Genomic DNA, 17,612 nt, shown 5'->3' with positions numbered 1-17,612 from the left:
CGGATGGCTCTCAGAGCTTGCCGGCGATGTAGCGCGTCAGCGTGGCGCGGGCGCCATTGGCCCACAGCACGTTGAGCGCATGGCCGAAGGCCTCGACAAACGCCGTGGCGCGGCCGACATCGCCATAGATGTCTTCCATCGCCAGCCATGCGGCTGGCGCGTCCTTTGCCGCCTTTGCCGTCGCCTGCAGCCGGTCCCAGCTCGGGTCGTTGGGTTCGATGACGGCGCCGCTGTCTGATGTGCCGAAGCAGTAGCGGCACCAGAGCGCGGATTCCAGCGCCAGTCCGGCGACGCCTTTTCCCGCCTTCAGGCGGTCGGCGATGGTCGGGATGATGAATTTCGGCTGGCGGTTGGAGCCGTCGAGGCAGAGCCGGCGGATAGTGTCGCCGATCTTGGGATTGGAGAAGCGCTTCTCGATGAGCTGGTAATAGTCCTCCAGCACCGTGTCCGGCACCGGCGGCACGGTCGGGATGATCTCGTCGTGCTCGAGCTTGTCGAGAAAGCCGCGCACCAGCGGCTCCTGCATCGCCTCATGGACGAAATGGATGTCCATCAGCCCGGCCGGATAGGCGATGGTGGCGTGGCCGCCATTGAGAATGCGGATCTTCATCAATTCGTAAGGCGCGACGTCCTTGACGAACTGAACGCCGACCTTTTCCAGCGGTGGGCGACCATCAGTGAAACGGTCTTCCAGCACCCACTGCCGGAAAGGCTCGCAGAACACCGGCCAGGCGTCCTCGACGCCAAAATCCTTGGCCAGGATGCCGCGTTCGCGGTCTGTGGTGGCCGGCGTGATGCGATCGACCATGCCGTTGGGAAAGGCGACATTGTCGCTGACCCAGTCGGCCAGATCCTGGTCGATCAGGCGGGCCAGCCCGATGACCCCATCCGACGTGACATGGCCGTTGTGGGGGATGTTGTCGCAGGACATGACGGTGAACGGCACGGTGCCTTCATCGCGCCGGCGCACCAGCCCTGCCAGGATGATGCCGAACACGGTCTTTGGCATGGCGCCCGCTCGCGCGTCGGCGACAATATCGGGGTGGGTCGGGTTGAACACGCCCGAGGCCGGGTCGATGAAATAGCCGCCTTCGGTGATGGTCAGCGACACGATCTTGATCGCCGGATCGGCAAGTCGTTCGATTGTGCCGGCCGCATCGCCCGGCATCAGGAAGTCGATCATCGCGCCGGTGACGCGGGCGCTCATATGGCCTTCATCCTGCTCGACGACCGTGGTCAGCCAGTCCTGCTCCTCGAGCTTGCCGCGGCCGATTTTCTCGCCTTCGAAGACGCCGGCACCGACCAGTGCCCAGTCATGGCCGACACCCGAATTGAACAGATCGTCGAGATAGACGGCCTGATGCGAGCGATGGAAATTGCCGACACCGAAATGCACGATGCCGGCCTTGAGCTTCGAGCGGTCGTATTTTGGACCGGCGACATTGGCGGGCAGCTTGGAGAGATTGGAAGACGAGAGTTTCACGGTCATCTGTTTACCCTTTGGCCTGATTTCGGCCTGCGTTATTCCCCTCTCCCGTGTTCACGGGAAGAAGGTCAGGGATGCCACGCCGACCGGGGTCGATGCGGCCTTTCACTTTGATGTGTCGGCCTCTGCGCCTCGCGGAGGAACGAGGAACAGAGGCCGTCCCCCCTCAACTCATCCACTGGCCGCCGTCGACATTGTAGGTCTGGGCGACGATGTATTCGGCGTCAGCGCTGGCCAGGAAGACAGCCATGCCGGCGAGGTCCTCCGGTTTGCCCATCCGGCCGTAAGGCACGCCCTCTCCAACCAGTCTCTTCTTCTCGCCCTTTGGCCGGTTCTCGTACTTGGCGAACAGCGAATCGACCTCGTCCCACATATCGCTGTCGACGACGCCGGGTGCGATACCGTTGACGTTGATGTGGTGCTTGATCAGGTCGAGCCCCGCCGACTGGGTCAGCGAAATTACCGCGGCCTTTGTGGCGCAGTACACAGCCACCAGCGGCTCACCACGCCGTCCGGCCTGGCTTGCCACGTTGATGATCTTGCCGCCCTTGCCCCGCGCGATCATCGAGCGGGCGGCAGCCTGCAGCATGAACAGCGTGCCGGCGACATTGACGGAGAACAGTTTTTCGTAACTTGCCCGCGAGATATCGACGATCGGCGCCAAGTCGAACAGAGCAGCGTTGTTGATCAATATGTCGAGGCCACCAGCCTTGGCTTCCACCGCCTTGACGGCTGCGTCGATCGACTCCTGGTCCGTGACATCGAGCTTCACGGCATAGGCTTTGCCGCCGATCTCACCAGCCGTCTTTTTCGCGGCCTCAAGGTTGATATCGGCAATCGCCACCGTAGCACCTTCGCCGACATAGGCTTCGGCGAAGGCCCGGCCGATGCCACGGGCGGAGCCCGTGATCAGCGCCGATTTGCCGGCCAGTCTCACGATGCCAGCGCCTTTCCGTCAGGTCCGAAGCGGTGCATTTTGGCCTTGTCGGGCGTCAGATAAATGGTGTCGCCGTGGTGAACCGCCAGTTCGCCGTCGGCACGCACCGTCAGCGGACCGACACCATCGGCCTGGACATGCAAGAAGGTGTCGGAGCCAAGATGTTCGGCAACGCCCACAGTGGCTTTCCATTCGCCTGCCGTGGTCGAGATTTCCATATGTTCGGGACGAATGCCGATGGTCTTGGCATTGTATTTGGCGGCGGGCGCGCCTTCGATCAGGTTCATCTTCGGCGAGCCGATGAAGCCGGCGACGAACAGGTTCTTCGGTGTCTTGTAGAGTTCCATCGGCGAGCCGACCTGCTCGATATTGCCGGCATTCAGGACGACGATCTTGTCGGCCATGGTCATGGCTTCGACCTGGTCGTGGGTGACGTAGATCATGGTCGTCTTGAGCTGGTGGTGCAGCTCGCTGATTTCCAGCCGCATGGTGCCGCGCAGTGCGGCGTCGAGGTTGGACAGCGGTTCGTCGAACAGGAAGGCGGTCGGCTGGCGCACGATGGCGCGGCCGATGGCGACGCGCTGGCGCTGCCCGCCGGAAAGCTGGCCGGGCCGGCGTTCGAGATAGTTGGTGAGGTTCAGCACCCGTGCAGCGTCTCCCACCTTCTTGTCGATGGTCGCCTTGTCTTCGCCAGCCATCTTCAGTGGGAAGCCGATGTTCTTGGCCACCGTCATGTGCGGATAAAGTGCGTAGGACTGGAACACCATGGCGAGCTTGCGCTTGGCCGGCGCTTCGCCGGTGACATCACGCCCGTCGATGTTGATGGTGCCGCCGCTGGTGTCCTCCAGCCCGGCGATCAGCCGCAGCAGCGTGGACTTGCCGCAACCCGACGGGCCGACGAAGACGACGAACTCGCCATTCTCGATCACCAGATCGAGGCCGGGGATGATGGACGTCGATCCAAAGGACTTGGAGACGTTCTTGAGCGTGATATTTCCCATGGTTTCCTCCCCGAGGGGTTATTGTCCGTCGTTCTTACGCGTCACGTTACTTGACGGCACCAAATGTCAGGCCGCGCACCAGCTGCTTCTGGCTGAACCAGCCCATGATCAGGATCGGTGCGATCGCCAGTGTCGAGGCCGCCGAGAGCTTGGCCCAGAACAGGCCTTGCGGACTGGAGAAGGAGCTGATGAAGGCGGTGAGTGGCGCGGCTTCCGTGGTCGTCAGACGGATCGTCCAGAACGCCTCGTTCCATGCCAGGATGATGTTGAGCAACATGGTCGAGGCGATGCCCGGCACCGCCATGGGTGTCAGCACATAGATGATCTCGTTCCACAACGAAGCGCCGTCCATGCGCGCCGCTTCCAGAATCTCGCCCGGGATTTCGCGGAAATAGGTGTAGAGCATCCACACCACGATCGGCAGGTTGATCAGCATCAGCATGACCATCAGGCCGATGCGGCTGTCCAGCAGTCCGAGGTTGCGGAAGATCAGGTAGATCGGGAACAGCACGGCGACCGCGGGCATCATCTTGGTGGACAGCATCCACATCAAAATGTCCTTGGTCCGCTTGGTCGGCGAGAAGGCCATCGACCATGCCGCCGGAATGGCGACCAGCAAGGCCAGGATGGTCGAGCCGACCGAGAGCAGCACCGAGTTCAGGAAGAATTTGAAATAGCCACTCTGCGCCTGAACCTCGGTATAGCTTTCGAATGTTCCCGATGGGATCAGATTGAAGCCCTGGATGGCTTCCTGCTCCGACTTGAATGAGGTGATGATCGTATAGAGGATCGGAAAGAAGATCAGCAGGGCGACGATCCAGGCCGCAATTGTCGCGATCGTCTTGTGCCGGTTGGTGACTGCACGTGCCATCGTATCCTCCCTTACTTGTCGAGGTTCTTGCCGACGGCGCGCATGGCGAAGAAGGCAACGATGTTGGCGAGAATGACAGCGATGATGCCGCCGGCGGATGCCTGGCCGATTTTGAACTCCAGCAAGGCCTTCTGGTAGACGAGGAAGGGCAGGTTGGTGGACGCGTAGCCGGGGCCGCCATTGGTGGTGACGAGGATCTCGGCATAGACCGACAGCAGGAAGATCGTCTGGATCAGGATGACGACGGTAATGGCGCGCGACATGTGCGGCAGCGTCAGATGGATGAAGCGGCTGACGAAGCCGGCGCCGTCCATTTCGGCGGCTTCCTTCTGTTCACCGTCGAGCGACTGCAGCGCGGTCAGCAGGATCAACGTCGCGAAGGGCAACCATTGCCAGGCGACGATGATGATAATGGCCATCATCGGATGCTGCCCGAACCAGTCGATCGGCTGGGCCCCGAAGAACCGCGCTATATCGGCGAACACGCCATATTGCGGGTGCATGATCATGTTCTTCCACACCAATGCGGCCACCGGCGGCATGACGAAGAACGGTGAGATGACGAGGATGCGGACAATGCCTTGTCCCCACATCGGCTGGTCAATCAGCAGTGCCAGCAGGATGCCGCCGATCACCGTGATCAACAGCACGCTGACCACCAGCGTGAGCGTGTTGAGGATCGACTGCAGGAAGGCCGGATTGGAATAGAACAGCGCGTAGTTGGAGAAGCCAACAAAGCCGTCGCGGATCGGGTTGAGCGGGTTGTACTGCTGGAAGGAGAACCACAGGGTGAGCGCGAGCGGAACGACCATCCAGACCAGCAGCAGCACCACGGATGGCGCCATCATGAAACGGGCAAGCGAACGGGTCTGCTGAGTAGCCATGATGGTCACCCTCCCAAGGTCAGCCAGGTTTTCAGAATTGTGCCAGAATTTTCCCGATTTTGAAAAGTGGCCGCCCGAACTGGGTTTCGGGCGGCCCTTTGCCGGTCATGATAGGCGACCGGCATTCGGCACCGGGAGGAGCCTTACTTGATATAGCCGCCTTCGGTCATTGCCGCGGTGGCGGCGTCCTGGGCCTGCTTCAAGGCGTCGTCGACACTCGACTGGCCGGCAAGAGCCGCCGAGAAGAGCTGGCCGACGGTGGTGCCAAGGCCCTGGAACTCAGGGATAGCGACGAACTGCACGCCGACATAGGGCACCGGCTTGACGGTCGGATGCGTCGGGTCGGCTGCGTTGATGGAGTCCAGCGTCATTTTGGCGAACGGAGCCGCCTTCTGGTACTCGGCATTGGCATAAAGCGAGGAGCGCGTGCCCGGAGGAACGTTGGCCCAGCCTTCCTTCGAAGCAACCAGTTCAGCATAGTGCTTGCTGGTCGCCCACGAGACGAACTTCTCGGCAGCGTCAGCCTTCTGCGTACCGGCCGGAATGGCCAGTGACCATGCCCAGAGCCAGTTGCCACGCTTGCCCAGGCCATTGTCCGGTGCCAGCGCATAACCGACCTTGTCGGCGACGGTCGAGTTCTTCGGGTCCGAAACGAAGGAGGCAGCGACGGTGGCGTCGATCCACATCCCGCATTTGCCCTGCTGGAACAGCGCCAGGTTTTCGTTGAAGCCGTTGGAGGAAGCACCTTCCGGACCGTCGGCCTTCATCATGTCGACATAGAACTGCAGCGTCTTCTTCCATTCCGGCTGATCGAACTGCGGCTTCCAGTTCTCATCGAACCAACGGGCACCGAAGGAGTTCGACATGGCGGTCAGGAAGGCCATGTTCTCGCCCCAGCCGGCCTTGCCGCGCAGGCACACGCCGTTCACGCCATTGGCGCGGTCGGTCATCTTGTCGGCGGCCTGGCGGATGAAGTCCCAGGTCGGCGCGTCGGGCATCTTCAACCCGGCCTTGTCCATCAGGTCCTTGCGGTACATGACGAAGGAGCTTTCGCCGTAGAAGGGCGCGGCATAGAGCTTGCCGTCGACCGAAAGGCCGCCGGCGATGGCGGGGATGATGTCCTTGGCGTCGTAATCGTCGCCGAGCTTGTCGAGCGGCAACAGCCAGCTCTGCTTGGCCCAGATCGGAACCTCGTAGGTGCCGATGGTCATCACGTCATACTGGCCACCCTTGGTGGCGATGTCGGTGGTGACGCGCTCGCGCAGCACGTTTTCTTCAAGCGTCACCCAGTTGAGCTGGATGTCGGGGTTCGCCTTGGTGAAGTCTTCGGTCAGCTTCTGCATGCGGACCATGTCGCCATTGTTGACGGTGGCGATGGTGATGGATTCGGCATGTGCGGCAAAAGCAAGAGCGCTGGCCGACAACAAGCCCAGGGTGAGCGTGCGCAGTTTCATCAAATTCCTCCCATGAACCAAGATGAGCATTTGCCTTGGCTATGAGCAATTACTCACTTGCTGTGAATTATGTCAAGCCGGATTCGATGCTGCAGCGCAGCACTCGGCGATGCTGATGGGCAGTGGCGTGTGTGGAGATTTGCGAAGACGAGCTTCGCCCTCGCCGGATTTCACCGACGACGGCGGAGACTTGCGAAATTGGCGCCTTGAGGGGGCTGCCTGTCAGCAAGCGATCTCGGCCAGCAGCCAGTCGCGGAAGGCGCGGATCTTCGGCACGTTGCGGCGCGCCTGGGGATAGACCAGCCAATAGGCATGGCCATCATCGCCGACCAGGTCGAAAGGCTGGATCAGGCGGCCGTCGGCGAGTTCGGCCTTGAACAGAGCCCTGGTCAGGATTGCCACGCCATGACCGGCAATCGCGGCATTGGCCTCATAGGCCTGCGCGCCCATGCTGCTGCCGGGCCGTCTGGCAAGATCGTGCGAGTGCACGCCGGCGGCCGAAAACCACTCCGTCCACCAGATGTCGCCCGGATCGAGGATCGGCAGGCGCAACAGATCGGCCGGTTCGTTGACGCCGCCAATGCTCGCCGCGAGCGTGGGACTCAGCATCGGCGTGAAATCGGCATCGAGCAGCTTGTGCGCCTCCAGGCCCGGCCATTTGCCACCGCCCGAGCGGATGGCGATATCGGTATCCTCACGCGAGAAATCGGTCAGCCGGCTCGATGTCTCCAGCCGCACGGCAAGTGCGGGATGCGCGATCTGGAACGAGCCCAGGCGGTGCGCCAGCCAGTTCGAGGCGAAGGTCAGCACGGTGGTGACGCAAAGCAATCCGTCTGCCCCAGCGCGCGCTGCGGCGTAGGCTTGGCCAAGAATGGCAAAAGCCTCGCTGACGGCGGGCGCGAGGCGCTGTCCGGCTTCGGTCAACTCGATCTGCCGCGGTCGGCGCAGGAACAGCGGTGAACCGACGCGCTCTTCCAGCACCTTGATCTGATAGCTGACCGCAGCCTGTGTCATGCCGAGTTCCACGGCGGCCTTGGTGAAGGAAAGGTGCCGCGCCACCGCGTCGAAGACCTTGATCGCCTGCAGCGGCGGGAGCTGGGAAACCTGTCGCGAGCTGAGATCAGGCATAAGGCCTCCTTATGGGCCATGATCGACGTTCGATTGGCAAAGGCGGCCGCCGACACCGACATTCAGCGTCAACCATTCACTCGGGTTCAGGATAGCGGAGGTTGACGATCATGACCATGGCGCAGCAAAAATGCACTCCCACCCCGGATCATCGCTGGATTTCGTGGCTGGCGGACGGATTTGGCTGGTTCACAGCCAAAAGACGCGCGCATCTCGACATCAGGGACCTGTCGCCGCATCTGCAACGCGACATCGGTTTTCTCGATGGCAACGACCCTTTCGGACCACACAGATAGCGTGGCCCGGTTTATCGCAATCAATCCCCAACTGACGGCGGCCGGTTACAGGCCCGTCAGCAGTGCGGCGGCGGTCCGTTCATCGGTAATGAGGCCGTTGATCAGCCGCCGGTTGGCAGCCGCCAAAATGCCCGGCAGTTTGCGTTCGCCCATGGCCAGCGCGATGACCAGCGACTTTTCACGCGACGGCAGCGAAGCCGACGACACCCGGTCGTTGGTGATGCCCTCGATCATGCGGCCGTCCCTGTCGAACACCCAGCCGACGATCTCGGCGACGCCGCCGGCCTTCTGCAAGGCCTTCAACTCGCTTTCGGAAATGAAGCCATCCTCGTAGAGCGGCGCCTTGGGACCGAGATCGCCAATGCCGATGAAGGTGACGTCGGCCTCCGCGGCGAGCGCCAGCGTCGGCTGGATCATCGGCTGGTTGAGCAGCATCTCGCGCTCCTCCGGCGACGAGGCGATGACCGGCAGCGGCATCGGGAAGGACCGCGCCTTCACCCTGTCGGCCATGGTGAAGATGACGTTGTAGAAGGCGGCCGAGCCGTCGGGCGAGATGTTGCCGGTCAAGGACACCACCTTGTGCTGCGGGCATTCCATCGGCGGCAACTGTTCGATCGCCGCCTTCAGCGTGCGCCCGGTGCCGATGCCCATGACGATCGGCGTCGGTGACCGCAGCCGCCGCTCGATCTCGGCGGCGGCGGCCTCGGCGATGCCGATGGTCGTCGACGACGACGTCGGGTCGCTCGGCACCACTTCGACAAGGTCGAGCGCGAAGCGCGACTTCAATCGTGCCGCAAGGTCCAGGCAGTTGGCGATCGGATGATCGACGCGAACCTTGATCAAGCCTTCCGACACCGCCAGCGACACCAGCCGCTGCGCCGTCTGCCGCGAAATGCCGAGCGTGGCGGCGATCTGGTCCTGTGTGTTGCCGGCAACATAATAGAGCCAGCCGGCGCGCGCCGCGTCGTCCAGCCTGTTTGAGCCGCCATCCTGCCGGGTACTCACGTCCTGCCTCCCGAAACCGCCGATCATTGGACGGTCCGCCCTTACTTTCGCAGGGAATGCCTTGCTGCGCAATTGTCAATCTCAAGGGCAAATGCTTGCACGCGCGCAGCTGAGGTGGTTCCGCCGGCAATGTCTGGCCGGAGAAAGCGGGGCAATTTCGGTTGCGATTGCAGCCATGTTCTGAAGTCTCGATGGTTTATCTCCCGGCGCAAACCCTTTAAGGGGATCGAAAAAGGAGCGTTGCATGACACCGAAGGCGGTTTTCTGGGACATGGACGGCACGCTGGTCGACAGCGAGCCATTGCACGAGGCAGCTTTGATAGCGGCGATGCGCAATGTCGGTCTCAAGCCACCCGCCGACCTGCATGAGCGCGTTCTCGGCGTCGCCGCCTGGCCGGTCTACGAGATGATGCGCGACGAATTCGGCCTGGATCTGCCGTTCGACGACTGGATCATGCGCAAATACGAGCACTATCTACCGCTGGTCGAAGGCTTGAAGCCGCGCCCCGGCGCCATCGAGGTCTTCAACGAACTGCGCGCAAAGGGCGTGCAGCAAGCGGTGGTCTCCAATTCGGACCGCATGATCGTCGACGCCAATCTGCGCATGGTCGGCCTGACCTATCCCGGCATGAAGACGATCAGCCGCAATGACGTCCGTGACGGCAAGCCGCACGCCGAACCGTTCCTGCGCGCCGCCTATCTGGCCGATGTCGATCCGGCGTATGCGGTGGCGGTCGACGACAGCTGGCCGGGCGCCCTGGCGGGGCTGGCGGCGGGCATGAAGACGATCTTCTGGCCGGAAGCGCCCATGGAAGGACCGCCCGGCGCCATTGTCATCAACAGCGCTGAGGAACTGCGCCGGGAAGTCGGGCTTTAATTGCGGTAGAACGGTTCCTGCTCGTCGAGGATCGCTTTCAGCTCGCTGAGATGGCGATCGGCCTGACCGGGATAATTGTCTGTCTCTGTCGCCGTCTTCTCGGCGATCGCGTCGGACAGGGTGCGCAGCGGCTGGCCGGTCCACAGCGCCTTGATGTAGGTCTCTGCGGCGCGCTCGAAATAGAACATGCGGTTGAAGGCATCGGCGACTGTGTCGCCGATCACCAGCACGCCGTGATTGCCCATCACCATCACCTTGACCTTGGGATCGGTGAGGAGCTGCGAGCAGCGCTCGCCCTCCTCCTCGAAGGCCAGCCCGCCATAATGGGCGTCGACGACATGGCGGTTGAAGAACATCGCCGAATTCTGGTCGATCGGCGGCAGAGTCGAATCAGCAAGCGAGGCCAGCACGGTGGCGTGGATCGAATGGACATGCATGACGCAGCGCGCATGCGGCACGTTGCGATGGATGGCGCCGTGCAGGCCCCACGCCGTCGGGTCCGGCGCGTTGGGGCCGGAGAGCGTATCGGGATCGTTGGCGTCGATCAGCAACAGGTCGCTCGCCTTGATGCGCGAAAAATGCACCTGGTTGGGGTTCATCAGGAACTGCGTGCCGTCCTCGTTGACGGCCAGCGAGAAATGGTTGGCCACCGCCTCGTGCATGTTGAGCCGTGCCGTCCAGCGGAAGGCACAGGCAAGATCGACGCGCTCCTCATAGAAGGGCAGGTTGGTCAGCGGCTCTTTCTGCAGGCGGGCAATGCTCATCTCGAAATCTCCAGTTTAGCCAAGAATGACGCGACCAACGTCTGCTCGCAACCGGTTTCGATTGGTGCAGGCTGTCCGTCAGGCGGCAGTGCTGGCGGCAGTGACGGCCCTTAGCCCGCCATGCTCGACGATGAAGTCGATCACCTCCTGCAGCCCCTTGCCGCGCGACAGGTCGGTAAAGCCGAACGGCCGCTTGCCGCGCATGCGGCCGGCGTCGCTCTCCATAACGTCCAGGTTGACGTTCACATAGGGCGCCAGATCGCTCTTGTTGATGACCAGGAAATCGGAGCGGGTGATCGCCGGCCCACCCTTGCGCGGAATCTCCTCGCCCTGGCAGACCGAGATTACGTAAAGCGTCAGGTCAGCAAGGTCCGGCGAGAAGGTGGCGGCGAGATTGTCGCCGCCGGATTCGATGAAGATGATGTCGAGATCGGGGAATTTCTTGTTCATATCGGCGATCGCCTGGAGATTGATCGAGGCGTCCTCGCGAATGGCGGTGTGCGGGCAGCCGCCGGTCTCGACCCCCATGATGCGATCCTCCGGCAACGCCTGCAGCCGGGCCAGCATCATGGCGTCTTCCTTGGTGTAGATGTCGTTGGTGACGACCGCGATCGAGAATTCATCGCGCAGCGCCTTGCAGAGTTTCTCGGTGAGCGTCGTCTTGCCGGAGCCGACAGGGCCACCAATGCCGATGCGAAGAGGGCCGTTAGCTTGGGTCATGTCGGGAACTCCATGATGGCAAGGGTAGCGAAGCCGAGCCCGATCAACAGGCAGAGCGGCGAATAATATCTGACATCGAGCCGGGCGAAAGGCTGCTCGGGCGCCAGCCGCCGCCACCATGGCGTGAAGCCGGCAATGCCGCGTCCGAGGAACACCAGCCCGATGAGCAGCGAAGTGGCGGCGAGGCCCTCTTTTGGGAAGGGCGAAGCAAAGAAGCCGATGAGCGCCAGCGGCCAGAGCGTCGCCAGGCCAAGACAGGCGGCAACGGCGAAACTGGCGAAGGGCGTCGGCATTTCATCGACGCCACGAAAACCGACAACGGCGCGGGCGCAGGAGGCGCCATCCGTACCCGGCCAGATGCCGCCAATGCCCCAATAGACATGCAGCGCGGTGATCAGCAGCAACACCAGGGAGAGGGCAAAGGCGAGGGCGATCATGAGCGGAACAATCGCGAATACTGGGTTTCGTGCTTCATCGCCATGACGTCAGAGATGAAGGCGCAGCCACCGAGATCATCCAATGTCGAGTGCGCGGCGCGCGCAGCGGTCGACAGCGCCAGCGGCTCGAAGCCGGCGAGCAACGTGGTGGCCTCGCGCTGGCCAACGACGCTGAGCCGGATCGCCGCCTGGACGAGATTGGAGAAAAAGGCCTGCAGGAAGGCGGACAGCGCGTCCTGTAGGGCGATACCGTTGCCGCCGGCAATGGCGCCGACAGCGATGCAATAGGCACATTCGGCCGGCAAGCGCTCCAGCATCGGATTGGGCCAGGCGGCGGCCGCCTTGATGAAGGCAGCACCTTGCAGCATGGTCTCGGTGTGGCGCTCGCGCGAGCCGGCGAGCGCCTCGGCCAGTGAGGATATTTCGTCGAGATCGCCGCCTTCGCGGGCGCGGCGCCAGCTTTCGGCGAACAACACAGCATCGTTCCAGCCCGAACCCATCTCGACCAGCGTTTCCAACCAGCTGGCCAGACTCCCGGCATCGGTTACCAACCCGTCATGCACCGCGCGCTCCAGACCATGGCTGTAGGCAAAGCCGCCGACGGGGAAGGCCGGCGACAGCCACGCCATCAGCCGCAAGAGCGCTATGGTCGAAGGCTGCTCAGTCATGGTCGTGGTGATGACCGGTATGGGAATGGCTGTGCGCGTGAGAATGCGATTCGCCATGCGCGTGCGAATGCGCCTCCGCGTGGCTGTGGGCATGGCCGTGATCATGCCCGCTGGAATAGGCGCCGCGCACCGGCTTGAACGGTTCGGAGACCTCGCGCACGGTGGCGCCAAGCCCCTCCAGCATCGCCTTGATGACATGGTCGCGCAAGATAACGATGCGGTCCGCCTCGATGCCCGCCGCCAGATGACGGTTGCCGATATGCCAGGCAAGCTCGGTCAGATGCACGCCGTCGCGGGCACGGATGTCATAGACCTCTTCCGGCGCGGCAAGGATCTCGACATGACGGCCATCCTCCAGCACCAGCCGGTCGCCGTCGTTCAAGGCAACGGGTTCGGGCAGGTCGACCAGCACCTTGCTGCCGTCGGCAAGTTCGATGGCGCGGCGGCGCAGGTGCCGCTCATCATGGGCAAGAACAGCACGGCCGGATGGCGCGGTGTTTCCGGCCTCGCCGGTGGGCAGCACCGAGACGGCGCGCGGGAATTTGGTGAAGTCGGTGTTGAGGTTGAGTTTCATTTCATGGCTCCGCCATTGGCTTGCGCCCGCGCGCGGGCAGGCCGCGAAAGCACGCGGTCGAAATAGGCGTTGACGCGGTCGGACTCGATCGGGAATTTTCCGGCGCGGGCCCAGTTGCCCATGTCGCCAAGCAGCACATCGACGGCGGAAAACCGTTCGCCGAGCGCAAACGGCTTGTCGCCAAGCCGGCGGTCCAGCGCCTTAAGCTCCGAGACGAAGTCATAGGTCGCCGCGGGGCCGACATCGACCCGCACTTCCTTCGGCAGCAGGAAGCGGTGGCGCAATTTGTTCCACAGCGGTGCCTCGAACTCGCTCTGGGCAAAATGCATCCAGGAATCCATCTCGGCCCGGCCGGCGACGCCGGGATTGGCGCCCATCCCCTTGTCGGCGTGCTTGTCGGCCAGATAGACGCAGATCGCCGCCGAATCCGTCACCGTCAGCTCGCCGTCGATGAGGATCGGCACCTTGCCCGACGGGTTCAGCGCATAGGCCTCCGGCGAGCGCAGCTTGACCTCGACGAATTCATAGGGCTGCCCGAGTTCCTCGAGCATCCAGAGGACGCGGCTGACCCGGGATCCGCGCGATCCGATGGCCTTGTACATGGTAAAATCCTGCCTTTCCCTAGACTCTAGACCATCCACTATCGTCATACGATGGTGTCGAAGAGCCGCAGGATGAACGATACCTGATAGATCAGCGTGCCGGCGACAAAGGCAATGTGAAAGCGGCGATCGCGCACCAGGATGGCGGCAATGCACAGTGCCACGAAGACCGGTGTGCGGAACAGATATTCATTGCCGTAGCGGGCGAAATGCTCCGGGCCTTTCAGCAGCGTGTCGACGACATCGAGCAGATAGGTCGTCGCCAGCAGGCCGAAGAACCAGCCCCGGCGAGAATAGAAGAAATCCTCGTAGCTGGTGTAGTCGAGCATCGAATCCGGAAACAGCAGCGCGCAAAGCAGGAACAGCGTGATCGCGTAGAAGATCAGGAACAGGTATTTGCCGAAGGTCCAGACCTCTATGGTGTAGAGACCGAACTCCCACCACCAGAAATGCACCAGCAGCAACAGCATGGAGGCGACCCAGGCGAGGTGCACGGGATAAAGCCGGTATTGGCCGGGATGCTGGACGATGCGCGCCACCCCCGACAGCAGGCGGGCGACACCCAGCCCGATCACCATGCCCATGACGATGCGGATATGTGGGAAAATGTCGTGGGGAGAGGCTAGTTCGGTGGCCATGCCGCATCACAATAAGGTTTCTGTTCGGCCGCATATTGCGGCCTATGCATGTCAGCCGCAACGGATTTTGGCCGGCCGACCGGCCAGCCTCAAAACAGAAAATACCGCTGCGCCATCGGCAGCACCGTCGCCGGCTCGCAGGTCAAAAGTTCTCCGTCGGCGCGCACCTCATAGGTCTCGGGATCGACCTCGACATGCGGCGTGGCGTCGTTGAGCACCATCGAGTGCTTGCCGATGCCGCCGCGGGTGTTTTCGACGGCGACGAACTGTTTGTCGACGCCAAGCCGACCATGCAGGCCCGACTCTAGCGCTGCCTTCGAAACGAAAGTCACCGACGAGTTGGTCCGGGCCTTGCCATAGGCGCCGAACATGGGCCGGTAGTGCATCGGCTGCGGCGTCGGGATCGAGGCGTTGGGATCGCCCATCGGGGCAGCGGCTATCATGCCGCCAATCAGCACCATGTCTGGCTTGACACCAAAGAAGGCCGGGTTCCACAAAACGAGATCGGCGCGTTTGCCGACCGCGATCGAGCCGATGTCTTTCGACAGTCCATGCGCGATGGCCGGATTAATGGTGTATTTGGCGATGTAGCGGCGGACGCGGAAATTGTCGTTGTTGCCGGTTTCCTGCGGCAGCGAACCGCGCTGGCGCTTCATCTTGTCGGCGGTCTGCCAGGTGCGGATCGCCACTTCGCCGACGCGGCCCATCGCCTGGCTGTCGGACGAGATGATGGAGAAGGCGCCGATGTCGTGCAGGATATCCTCGGCAGCGATCGTCTCCTTGCGGATGCGGCTCTCGGCAAAGGCGATGTCCTCCGGGATCGATGGCGACAGATGATGGCAGACCATCAGCATGTCCAAATGCTCGGCCAGCGTGTTGACTGTATAGGGCCGGGTCGGGTTGGTCGAGGACGGGATGACATTGGGCAGGCCACAGACCTTGATGATGTCAGGCGCATGGCCGCCGCCGGCGCCCTCGGTGTGGAAGGCGTGGATGGTGCGGCCCTTGATCGCCGCGACGGTGTTTTCGACAAAGCCGGATTCGTTGAGCGTATCGGTATGGATCATCACCTGGACGTCGTACTCGTCCGCGACCGACAGGCAGCAGTCGATGGCCGCTGGTGTCGTGCCCCAATCCTCGTGCAGCTTCAGCGAACAGGCGCCGGCCAATACCATTTCTTCCAGTGCCGCCGGCAGCGAGGCATTGCCCTTGCCCGACAGGCCGATATTCATCGGAAAGGCGTCGAAGGACTGGATCATGCGCGCCGTGTGCCATGGCCCCGGCGTGCAGGTCGTCGCCAGCGTGCCATGCGCCGGGCCGGTGCCGCCGCCCAGCATGGTGGTGATGCCGCTCATCAGCGCTTCCTCGATCTGCTGCGGGCAGATGAAGTGGATATGCGCATCGAAGCCGCCTGCAGTCAGGATCTTGCCCTCGCCGGCGATGATCTCGGTGCCGGGGCCGATGATGATGGTGACACCGTCCTGCGTATCGGGATTGCCGGCCTTGCCTATAGCCGCGATGCGGCCATCCCTGAGTCCGATGTCGGCCTTGAAGATGCCTGCGGACGCATCGACCACCAGCGCGTTGGTGATGACGGTGTCGACCGCGCCCTGGGCCCTGGACACCTGGCTCTGGCCCATGCCGTCGCGGATGACCTTGCCGCCGCCGAATTTTACTTCTTCACCGTAAATGGTGAGGTCCTTTTCCACCTCGATGAACAGTTCGGTGTCGGCCAGCCTGACCTTGTCACCGACGGTCGGGCCATACATCTGGGCGTAGGCGGCGCGGGTAATTCTGGCCATCAGCGATTGCTCCCGAAATGCGATTTGTCTGAAATCTGCCCGCACATTGTTGCCATCCAATGGTCATTCAATGACCCGCTGGCCGACACCTTCTGATCCCATTTGGCGGTTGAGGTTGGGAGGTCACCCCAAAACACCCGTTTGCCAAATCGATGGAAGGAAGATCCATGCGCAAAACGATAGTTCTTGCAGCCGCCGCCAGCCTCATGCTTGCTGGTGCCGCCAGTGCCCAGCAGCAACCCACGCCGCAGCCCGCTCCAGCCCCAACCGCGCCTGCCCCCGCCGCTCCCAAGGCACCGGCGATCCAGAGCGTCAACATCGTCGACATCAAGGAGCTGCCGCCAGCCACGCAGACCGAGGTCAATCAGATTGTCGCCCAGCGCGGCGACGCCGGTCTGCAGAAGCTGCGCAGTTCGATCGACGCCACGCCCGAGGTGAAGTCCGCGATGGACGCCAAGGGGGTGACCTCGGCGCAGGTGATCGCGGCCAGCATGGAGCCCAATGGCGCGTTGACCCTGATCACCAAGAAGGCGAGTTGACGACGCGGCTTGGCGGGCCGGTATCCGGCCTGCCGACCGCATTGGACGGGGAACCTTGGCAAGGCGGGAGACGTTTTGCTTCCTGACGGAAACAGATCCCGAAAGCGAATCATGGCCGTTCAAGCGTTGCCCACCCCCCGATGGCTGCCCGTGCTCGCGGTAACCGGGTTTTTGGCCGCAACTCTGCCCTTTGCTGACGCGCAGGGCCTGGAAAACCCTGAAACCGTCAACCGGATCGTTGGATCGCAGGTCAATCAGGAAGTGGCCAGGACCACCGCTGAAATCGGAAAAGTCAGTTCGGCGATCGACCGCACGCGGGAAAACATCAGCGCGGTGCGCAAGACGTCCAAGCTCGACAAGGTCGATATCGTGTTCCTGACCGACGCGGCGCGCAGCGAAGGCGGCCCGCCGCCGGCCATCGAGAACAAGGTCCGGCAGCATAAGTACGACGTCGCCGAACTGCGCAAGGAGATCGAGGCGAACGCTTTGCTGTTCAATGCCATCGATTCGCGGCGCGTGCTGGCGCAGGACGTCCTCGCCGTCGAGTTCGACGATCCTGGAAAGATCGTCATCTATGCGGCTGCCAAGCCCTCCAGATGACTTAAGCGCGCCGCTACACGTCACAGCTTGCCCATGATCTTCTGCTGGAACCCGTAAACCTCGCGTTTTCCCCCGAGCGGTACCAGCGTGACGTCGCGTTCCTGCCCCGGTTCGAAGCGCATGGCGGTGCCGGCGGCGATGTCGAGGCGCATGCCGCGGGCCTGTTCGCGGTCGAATTTCAACCCCTCATTGGTCTCGTAGAAATGGTAGTGGCTGCCGACCTGAACTGGCCGATCGCCACTGTTGGCAACTTTCAGGGTGACGGTCGCCAGACCCTTATTGAGCTCGATGTCGCCTTGGACGGGGATGATTTCGCCGGGGATCATTGG

Annotated in this window: 21 protein-coding genes; 4 read left to right on the top strand and 17 right to left on the bottom strand. The window is 62.6% G+C overall.

What is annotated here, in order from left to right; genetic code table 11:
- Window positions 1-10 precede the first annotated feature (10 nt).
- The 7 genes from ACZYHG_RS05225 to gcvA form a co-directional block, all read right to left on the bottom strand.
- The gene (locus ACZYHG_RS05225; protein WP_464612844.1) at window positions 11-1,489 is read right to left on the bottom strand and encodes a mannitol dehydrogenase family protein; all 1,479 of its coding nucleotides are present in this window, start codon (window positions 1,487-1,489) and stop codon (window positions 11-13) included.
- 163 nt (window positions 1,490-1,652) lie between these two features.
- A complete protein-coding gene (locus ACZYHG_RS05220; RefSeq protein WP_464614624.1) occupies window positions 1,653-2,426 on the bottom strand; it encodes an L-iditol 2-dehydrogenase in 774 nt (257 codons plus the stop codon).
- Complete coding sequence (locus ACZYHG_RS05215) at window positions 2,420-3,424, bottom strand: ABC transporter ATP-binding protein (RefSeq protein ID WP_027060671.1); 1,005 nt, start codon at window positions 3,422-3,424, stop codon at window positions 2,420-2,422. The genes ACZYHG_RS05220 and ACZYHG_RS05215 overlap by 7 nt, the downstream gene beginning before the upstream one ends.
- 46 nt (window positions 3,425-3,470) lie before the next feature.
- Entirely contained in the window at window positions 3,471-4,295 is an 825-nt protein-coding gene (locus ACZYHG_RS05210) for a carbohydrate ABC transporter permease (RefSeq protein WP_464612843.1), read from the bottom strand.
- A gap of 11 nt (window positions 4,296-4,306) precedes the next feature.
- Entirely contained in the window at window positions 4,307-5,179 is an 873-nt protein-coding gene (locus ACZYHG_RS05205; protein WP_464612842.1) for a carbohydrate ABC transporter permease, read from the bottom strand.
- 143 nt (window positions 5,180-5,322) lie between these two features.
- On the bottom strand, window positions 5,323-6,633 hold the full coding sequence (locus tag ACZYHG_RS05200) for an ABC transporter substrate-binding protein (RefSeq protein WP_464612841.1): 1,311 nt from the start codon (window positions 6,631-6,633) through the stop codon (window positions 5,323-5,325).
- Window positions 6,634-6,855: 222 nt separating this feature from the next.
- Window positions 6,856-7,761, bottom strand: a complete 906-nt coding sequence (gcvA, locus tag ACZYHG_RS05195) for a transcriptional regulator GcvA (protein ID WP_464612840.1) — start codon at window positions 7,759-7,761, stop codon at window positions 6,856-6,858.
- Window positions 7,762-7,871: 110 nt separating this feature from the next.
- On the opposite strand from gcvA, the gene ACZYHG_RS05190 reads away from it, so the two are divergent.
- Entirely contained in the window at window positions 7,872-8,057 is a 186-nt protein-coding gene (locus ACZYHG_RS05190; protein WP_464614623.1) for a hypothetical protein, read from the top strand.
- Window positions 8,058-8,102: 45 nt separating this feature from the next.
- Here ACZYHG_RS05190 and ACZYHG_RS05185 read toward each other — a convergent pair whose 3' ends face one another.
- Entirely contained in the window at window positions 8,103-9,062 is a 960-nt protein-coding gene (locus ACZYHG_RS05185) for a sugar-binding transcriptional regulator (protein WP_027032426.1), read from the bottom strand.
- 244 nt (window positions 9,063-9,306) lie between these two features.
- Here ACZYHG_RS05185 and ACZYHG_RS05180 point away from each other — a divergent pair, with 244 nt between their 5' ends.
- Window positions 9,307-9,939 carry an HAD family hydrolase gene (locus tag ACZYHG_RS05180; protein ID WP_464612839.1) on the top strand — a complete coding sequence of 211 codons (633 nt, stop codon included), beginning with the start codon at window positions 9,307-9,309 and terminating at the stop codon, window positions 9,937-9,939.
- Here ACZYHG_RS05180 and ACZYHG_RS05175 read toward each other — a convergent pair.
- The 8 genes from ACZYHG_RS05175 to ureC form a co-directional block, all read right to left on the bottom strand.
- On the bottom strand, window positions 9,936-10,703 hold the full coding sequence (locus ACZYHG_RS05175) for a class II aldolase and adducin N-terminal domain-containing protein (RefSeq protein WP_464612838.1): 768 nt from the start codon (window positions 10,701-10,703) through the stop codon (window positions 9,936-9,938). The genes ACZYHG_RS05180 and ACZYHG_RS05175 overlap by 4 nt on opposite strands.
- 78 nt (window positions 10,704-10,781) lie before the next feature.
- Window positions 10,782-11,423 (bottom strand): urease accessory protein UreG, encoded by a 642-nt coding sequence (ureG, locus tag ACZYHG_RS05170; protein WP_464612837.1) that lies wholly within the window; start codon window positions 11,421-11,423, stop codon window positions 10,782-10,784.
- Entirely contained in the window at window positions 11,420-11,860 is a 441-nt protein-coding gene (locus ACZYHG_RS05165) for a DUF3995 domain-containing protein (protein WP_027032430.1), read from the bottom strand. The genes ureG and ACZYHG_RS05165 overlap by 4 nt, the downstream gene beginning before the upstream one ends.
- A complete protein-coding gene (locus ACZYHG_RS05160) occupies window positions 11,857-12,528 on the bottom strand; it encodes an urease accessory protein UreF (RefSeq protein ID WP_464612836.1) in 672 nt (223 codons plus the stop codon). The genes ACZYHG_RS05165 and ACZYHG_RS05160 overlap by 4 nt, the downstream gene beginning before the upstream one ends.
- Window positions 12,521-13,102: an urease accessory protein UreE gene (gene ureE, locus ACZYHG_RS05155; protein WP_464612835.1), complete on the bottom strand. Its 582-nt coding sequence runs from the start codon at window positions 13,100-13,102 to the stop codon at window positions 12,521-12,523. Before ureE ends, ACZYHG_RS05160 begins: the two co-directional genes overlap by 8 nt.
- Entirely contained in the window at window positions 13,099-13,704 is a 606-nt protein-coding gene (locus tag ACZYHG_RS05150; protein WP_464612834.1) for a glutathione S-transferase family protein, read from the bottom strand. The genes ureE and ACZYHG_RS05150 overlap by 4 nt, the downstream gene beginning before the upstream one ends.
- A 44-nt stretch (window positions 13,705-13,748) precedes the next feature.
- Window positions 13,749-14,342 (bottom strand): hypothetical protein, encoded by a 594-nt coding sequence (locus ACZYHG_RS05145; RefSeq protein WP_464612833.1) that lies wholly within the window; start codon window positions 14,340-14,342, stop codon window positions 13,749-13,751.
- Window positions 14,343-14,431: 89 nt separating this feature from the next.
- Complete coding sequence (gene ureC / locus ACZYHG_RS05140; protein WP_464612832.1) at window positions 14,432-16,144, bottom strand: urease subunit alpha; 1,713 nt, start codon at window positions 16,142-16,144, stop codon at window positions 14,432-14,434.
- 167 nt (window positions 16,145-16,311) lie between these two features.
- On the opposite strand from ureC, the gene ACZYHG_RS05135 reads away from it, so the two are divergent.
- Together ACZYHG_RS05135 and ACZYHG_RS05130 are read left to right on the top strand one after the other, a co-directional pair.
- Window positions 16,312-16,683, top strand: coding sequence for a hypothetical protein (locus ACZYHG_RS05135; RefSeq protein ID WP_464612831.1), 372 nt, complete (start codon window positions 16,312-16,314; stop codon window positions 16,681-16,683).
- Between the two features lie 111 nt (window positions 16,684-16,794).
- On the top strand, window positions 16,795-17,283 hold the full coding sequence (locus ACZYHG_RS05130) for a hypothetical protein (protein WP_464612830.1): 489 nt from the start codon (window positions 16,795-16,797) through the stop codon (window positions 17,281-17,283).
- A 20-nt stretch (window positions 17,284-17,303) separates the two neighbouring features.
- Here the strand turns inward: ACZYHG_RS05130 and ACZYHG_RS05125 are convergent, their stop codons facing one another.
- On the bottom strand, window positions 17,304-17,609 hold the full coding sequence (locus tag ACZYHG_RS05125; RefSeq protein WP_027032439.1) for an urease subunit beta: 306 nt from the start codon (window positions 17,607-17,609) through the stop codon (window positions 17,304-17,306).
- Between the last annotated feature and the right edge of the window lie 3 nt (window positions 17,610-17,612).

The organism is Mesorhizobium subarcticum, assembly GCF_055456085.1.
Note: the sequence above shows the minus strand (reverse complement) of the source record. Positions and strands in the feature narration are given on the sequence as shown.

What these genes read in the sequence shown, in the direction of transcription:
- ureE (WP_464612835.1), bottom strand. Translation starts at nt 13,102, where the DNA reads ATGAAACTCAACCTCAACACCGACTTCACCAAATTCCCGCGCGCCGTC.
- ACZYHG_RS05130 (WP_464612830.1), top strand. Translation starts at nt 16,795, where the DNA reads ATGGCCGTTCAAGCGTTGCCCACCCCCCGATGGCTGCCCGTGCTCGCG.
- ACZYHG_RS05135 (WP_464612831.1), top strand. Translation starts at nt 16,312, where the DNA reads ATGCGCAAAACGATAGTTCTTGCAGCCGCCGCCAGCCTCATGCTTGCT.
- ACZYHG_RS05145 (WP_464612833.1), bottom strand. Translation starts at nt 14,342, where the DNA reads ATGGCCACCGAACTAGCCTCTCCCCACGACATTTTCCCACATATCCGC.
- ACZYHG_RS05165 (WP_027032430.1), bottom strand. Translation starts at nt 11,860, where the DNA reads ATGATCGCCCTCGCCTTTGCCCTCTCCCTGGTGTTGCTGCTGATCACC.
- ACZYHG_RS05150 (WP_464612834.1), bottom strand. Translation starts at nt 13,704, where the DNA reads ATGTACAAGGCCATCGGATCGCGCGGATCCCGGGTCAGCCGCGTCCTC.
- ureC (WP_464612832.1), bottom strand. Translation starts at nt 16,144, where the DNA reads ATGGCCAGAATTACCCGCGCCGCCTACGCCCAGATGTATGGCCCGACC.
- ACZYHG_RS05210 (WP_464612843.1), bottom strand. Translation starts at nt 4,295, where the DNA reads ATGGCACGTGCAGTCACCAACCGGCACAAGACGATCGCGACAATTGCG.
- ureG (WP_464612837.1), bottom strand. Translation starts at nt 11,423, where the DNA reads ATGACCCAAGCTAACGGCCCTCTTCGCATCGGCATTGGTGGCCCTGTC.
- ACZYHG_RS05175 (WP_464612838.1), bottom strand. Translation starts at nt 10,703, where the DNA reads ATGAGCATTGCCCGCCTGCAGAAAGAGCCGCTGACCAACCTGCCCTTC.
- gcvA (WP_464612840.1), bottom strand. Translation starts at nt 7,761, where the DNA reads ATGCCTGATCTCAGCTCGCGACAGGTTTCCCAGCTCCCGCCGCTGCAG.
- ACZYHG_RS05125 (WP_027032439.1), bottom strand. Translation starts at nt 17,609, where the DNA reads ATGATCCCCGGCGAAATCATCCCCGTCCAAGGCGACATCGAGCTCAAT.
- ACZYHG_RS05180 (WP_464612839.1), top strand. Translation starts at nt 9,307, where the DNA reads ATGACACCGAAGGCGGTTTTCTGGGACATGGACGGCACGCTGGTCGAC.
- ACZYHG_RS05215 (WP_027060671.1), bottom strand. Translation starts at nt 3,424, where the DNA reads ATGGGAAATATCACGCTCAAGAACGTCTCCAAGTCCTTTGGATCGACG.
- ACZYHG_RS05190 (WP_464614623.1), top strand. Translation starts at nt 7,872, where the DNA reads ATGACCATGGCGCAGCAAAAATGCACTCCCACCCCGGATCATCGCTGG.
- ACZYHG_RS05160 (WP_464612836.1), bottom strand. Translation starts at nt 12,528, where the DNA reads ATGACTGAGCAGCCTTCGACCATAGCGCTCTTGCGGCTGATGGCGTGG.
- ACZYHG_RS05205 (WP_464612842.1), bottom strand. Translation starts at nt 5,179, where the DNA reads ATGGCTACTCAGCAGACCCGTTCGCTTGCCCGTTTCATGATGGCGCCA.
- ACZYHG_RS05200 (WP_464612841.1), bottom strand. Translation starts at nt 6,633, where the DNA reads ATGAAACTGCGCACGCTCACCCTGGGCTTGTTGTCGGCCAGCGCTCTT.
- ACZYHG_RS05225 (WP_464612844.1), bottom strand. Translation starts at nt 1,489, where the DNA reads ATGACCGTGAAACTCTCGTCTTCCAATCTCTCCAAGCTGCCCGCCAAT.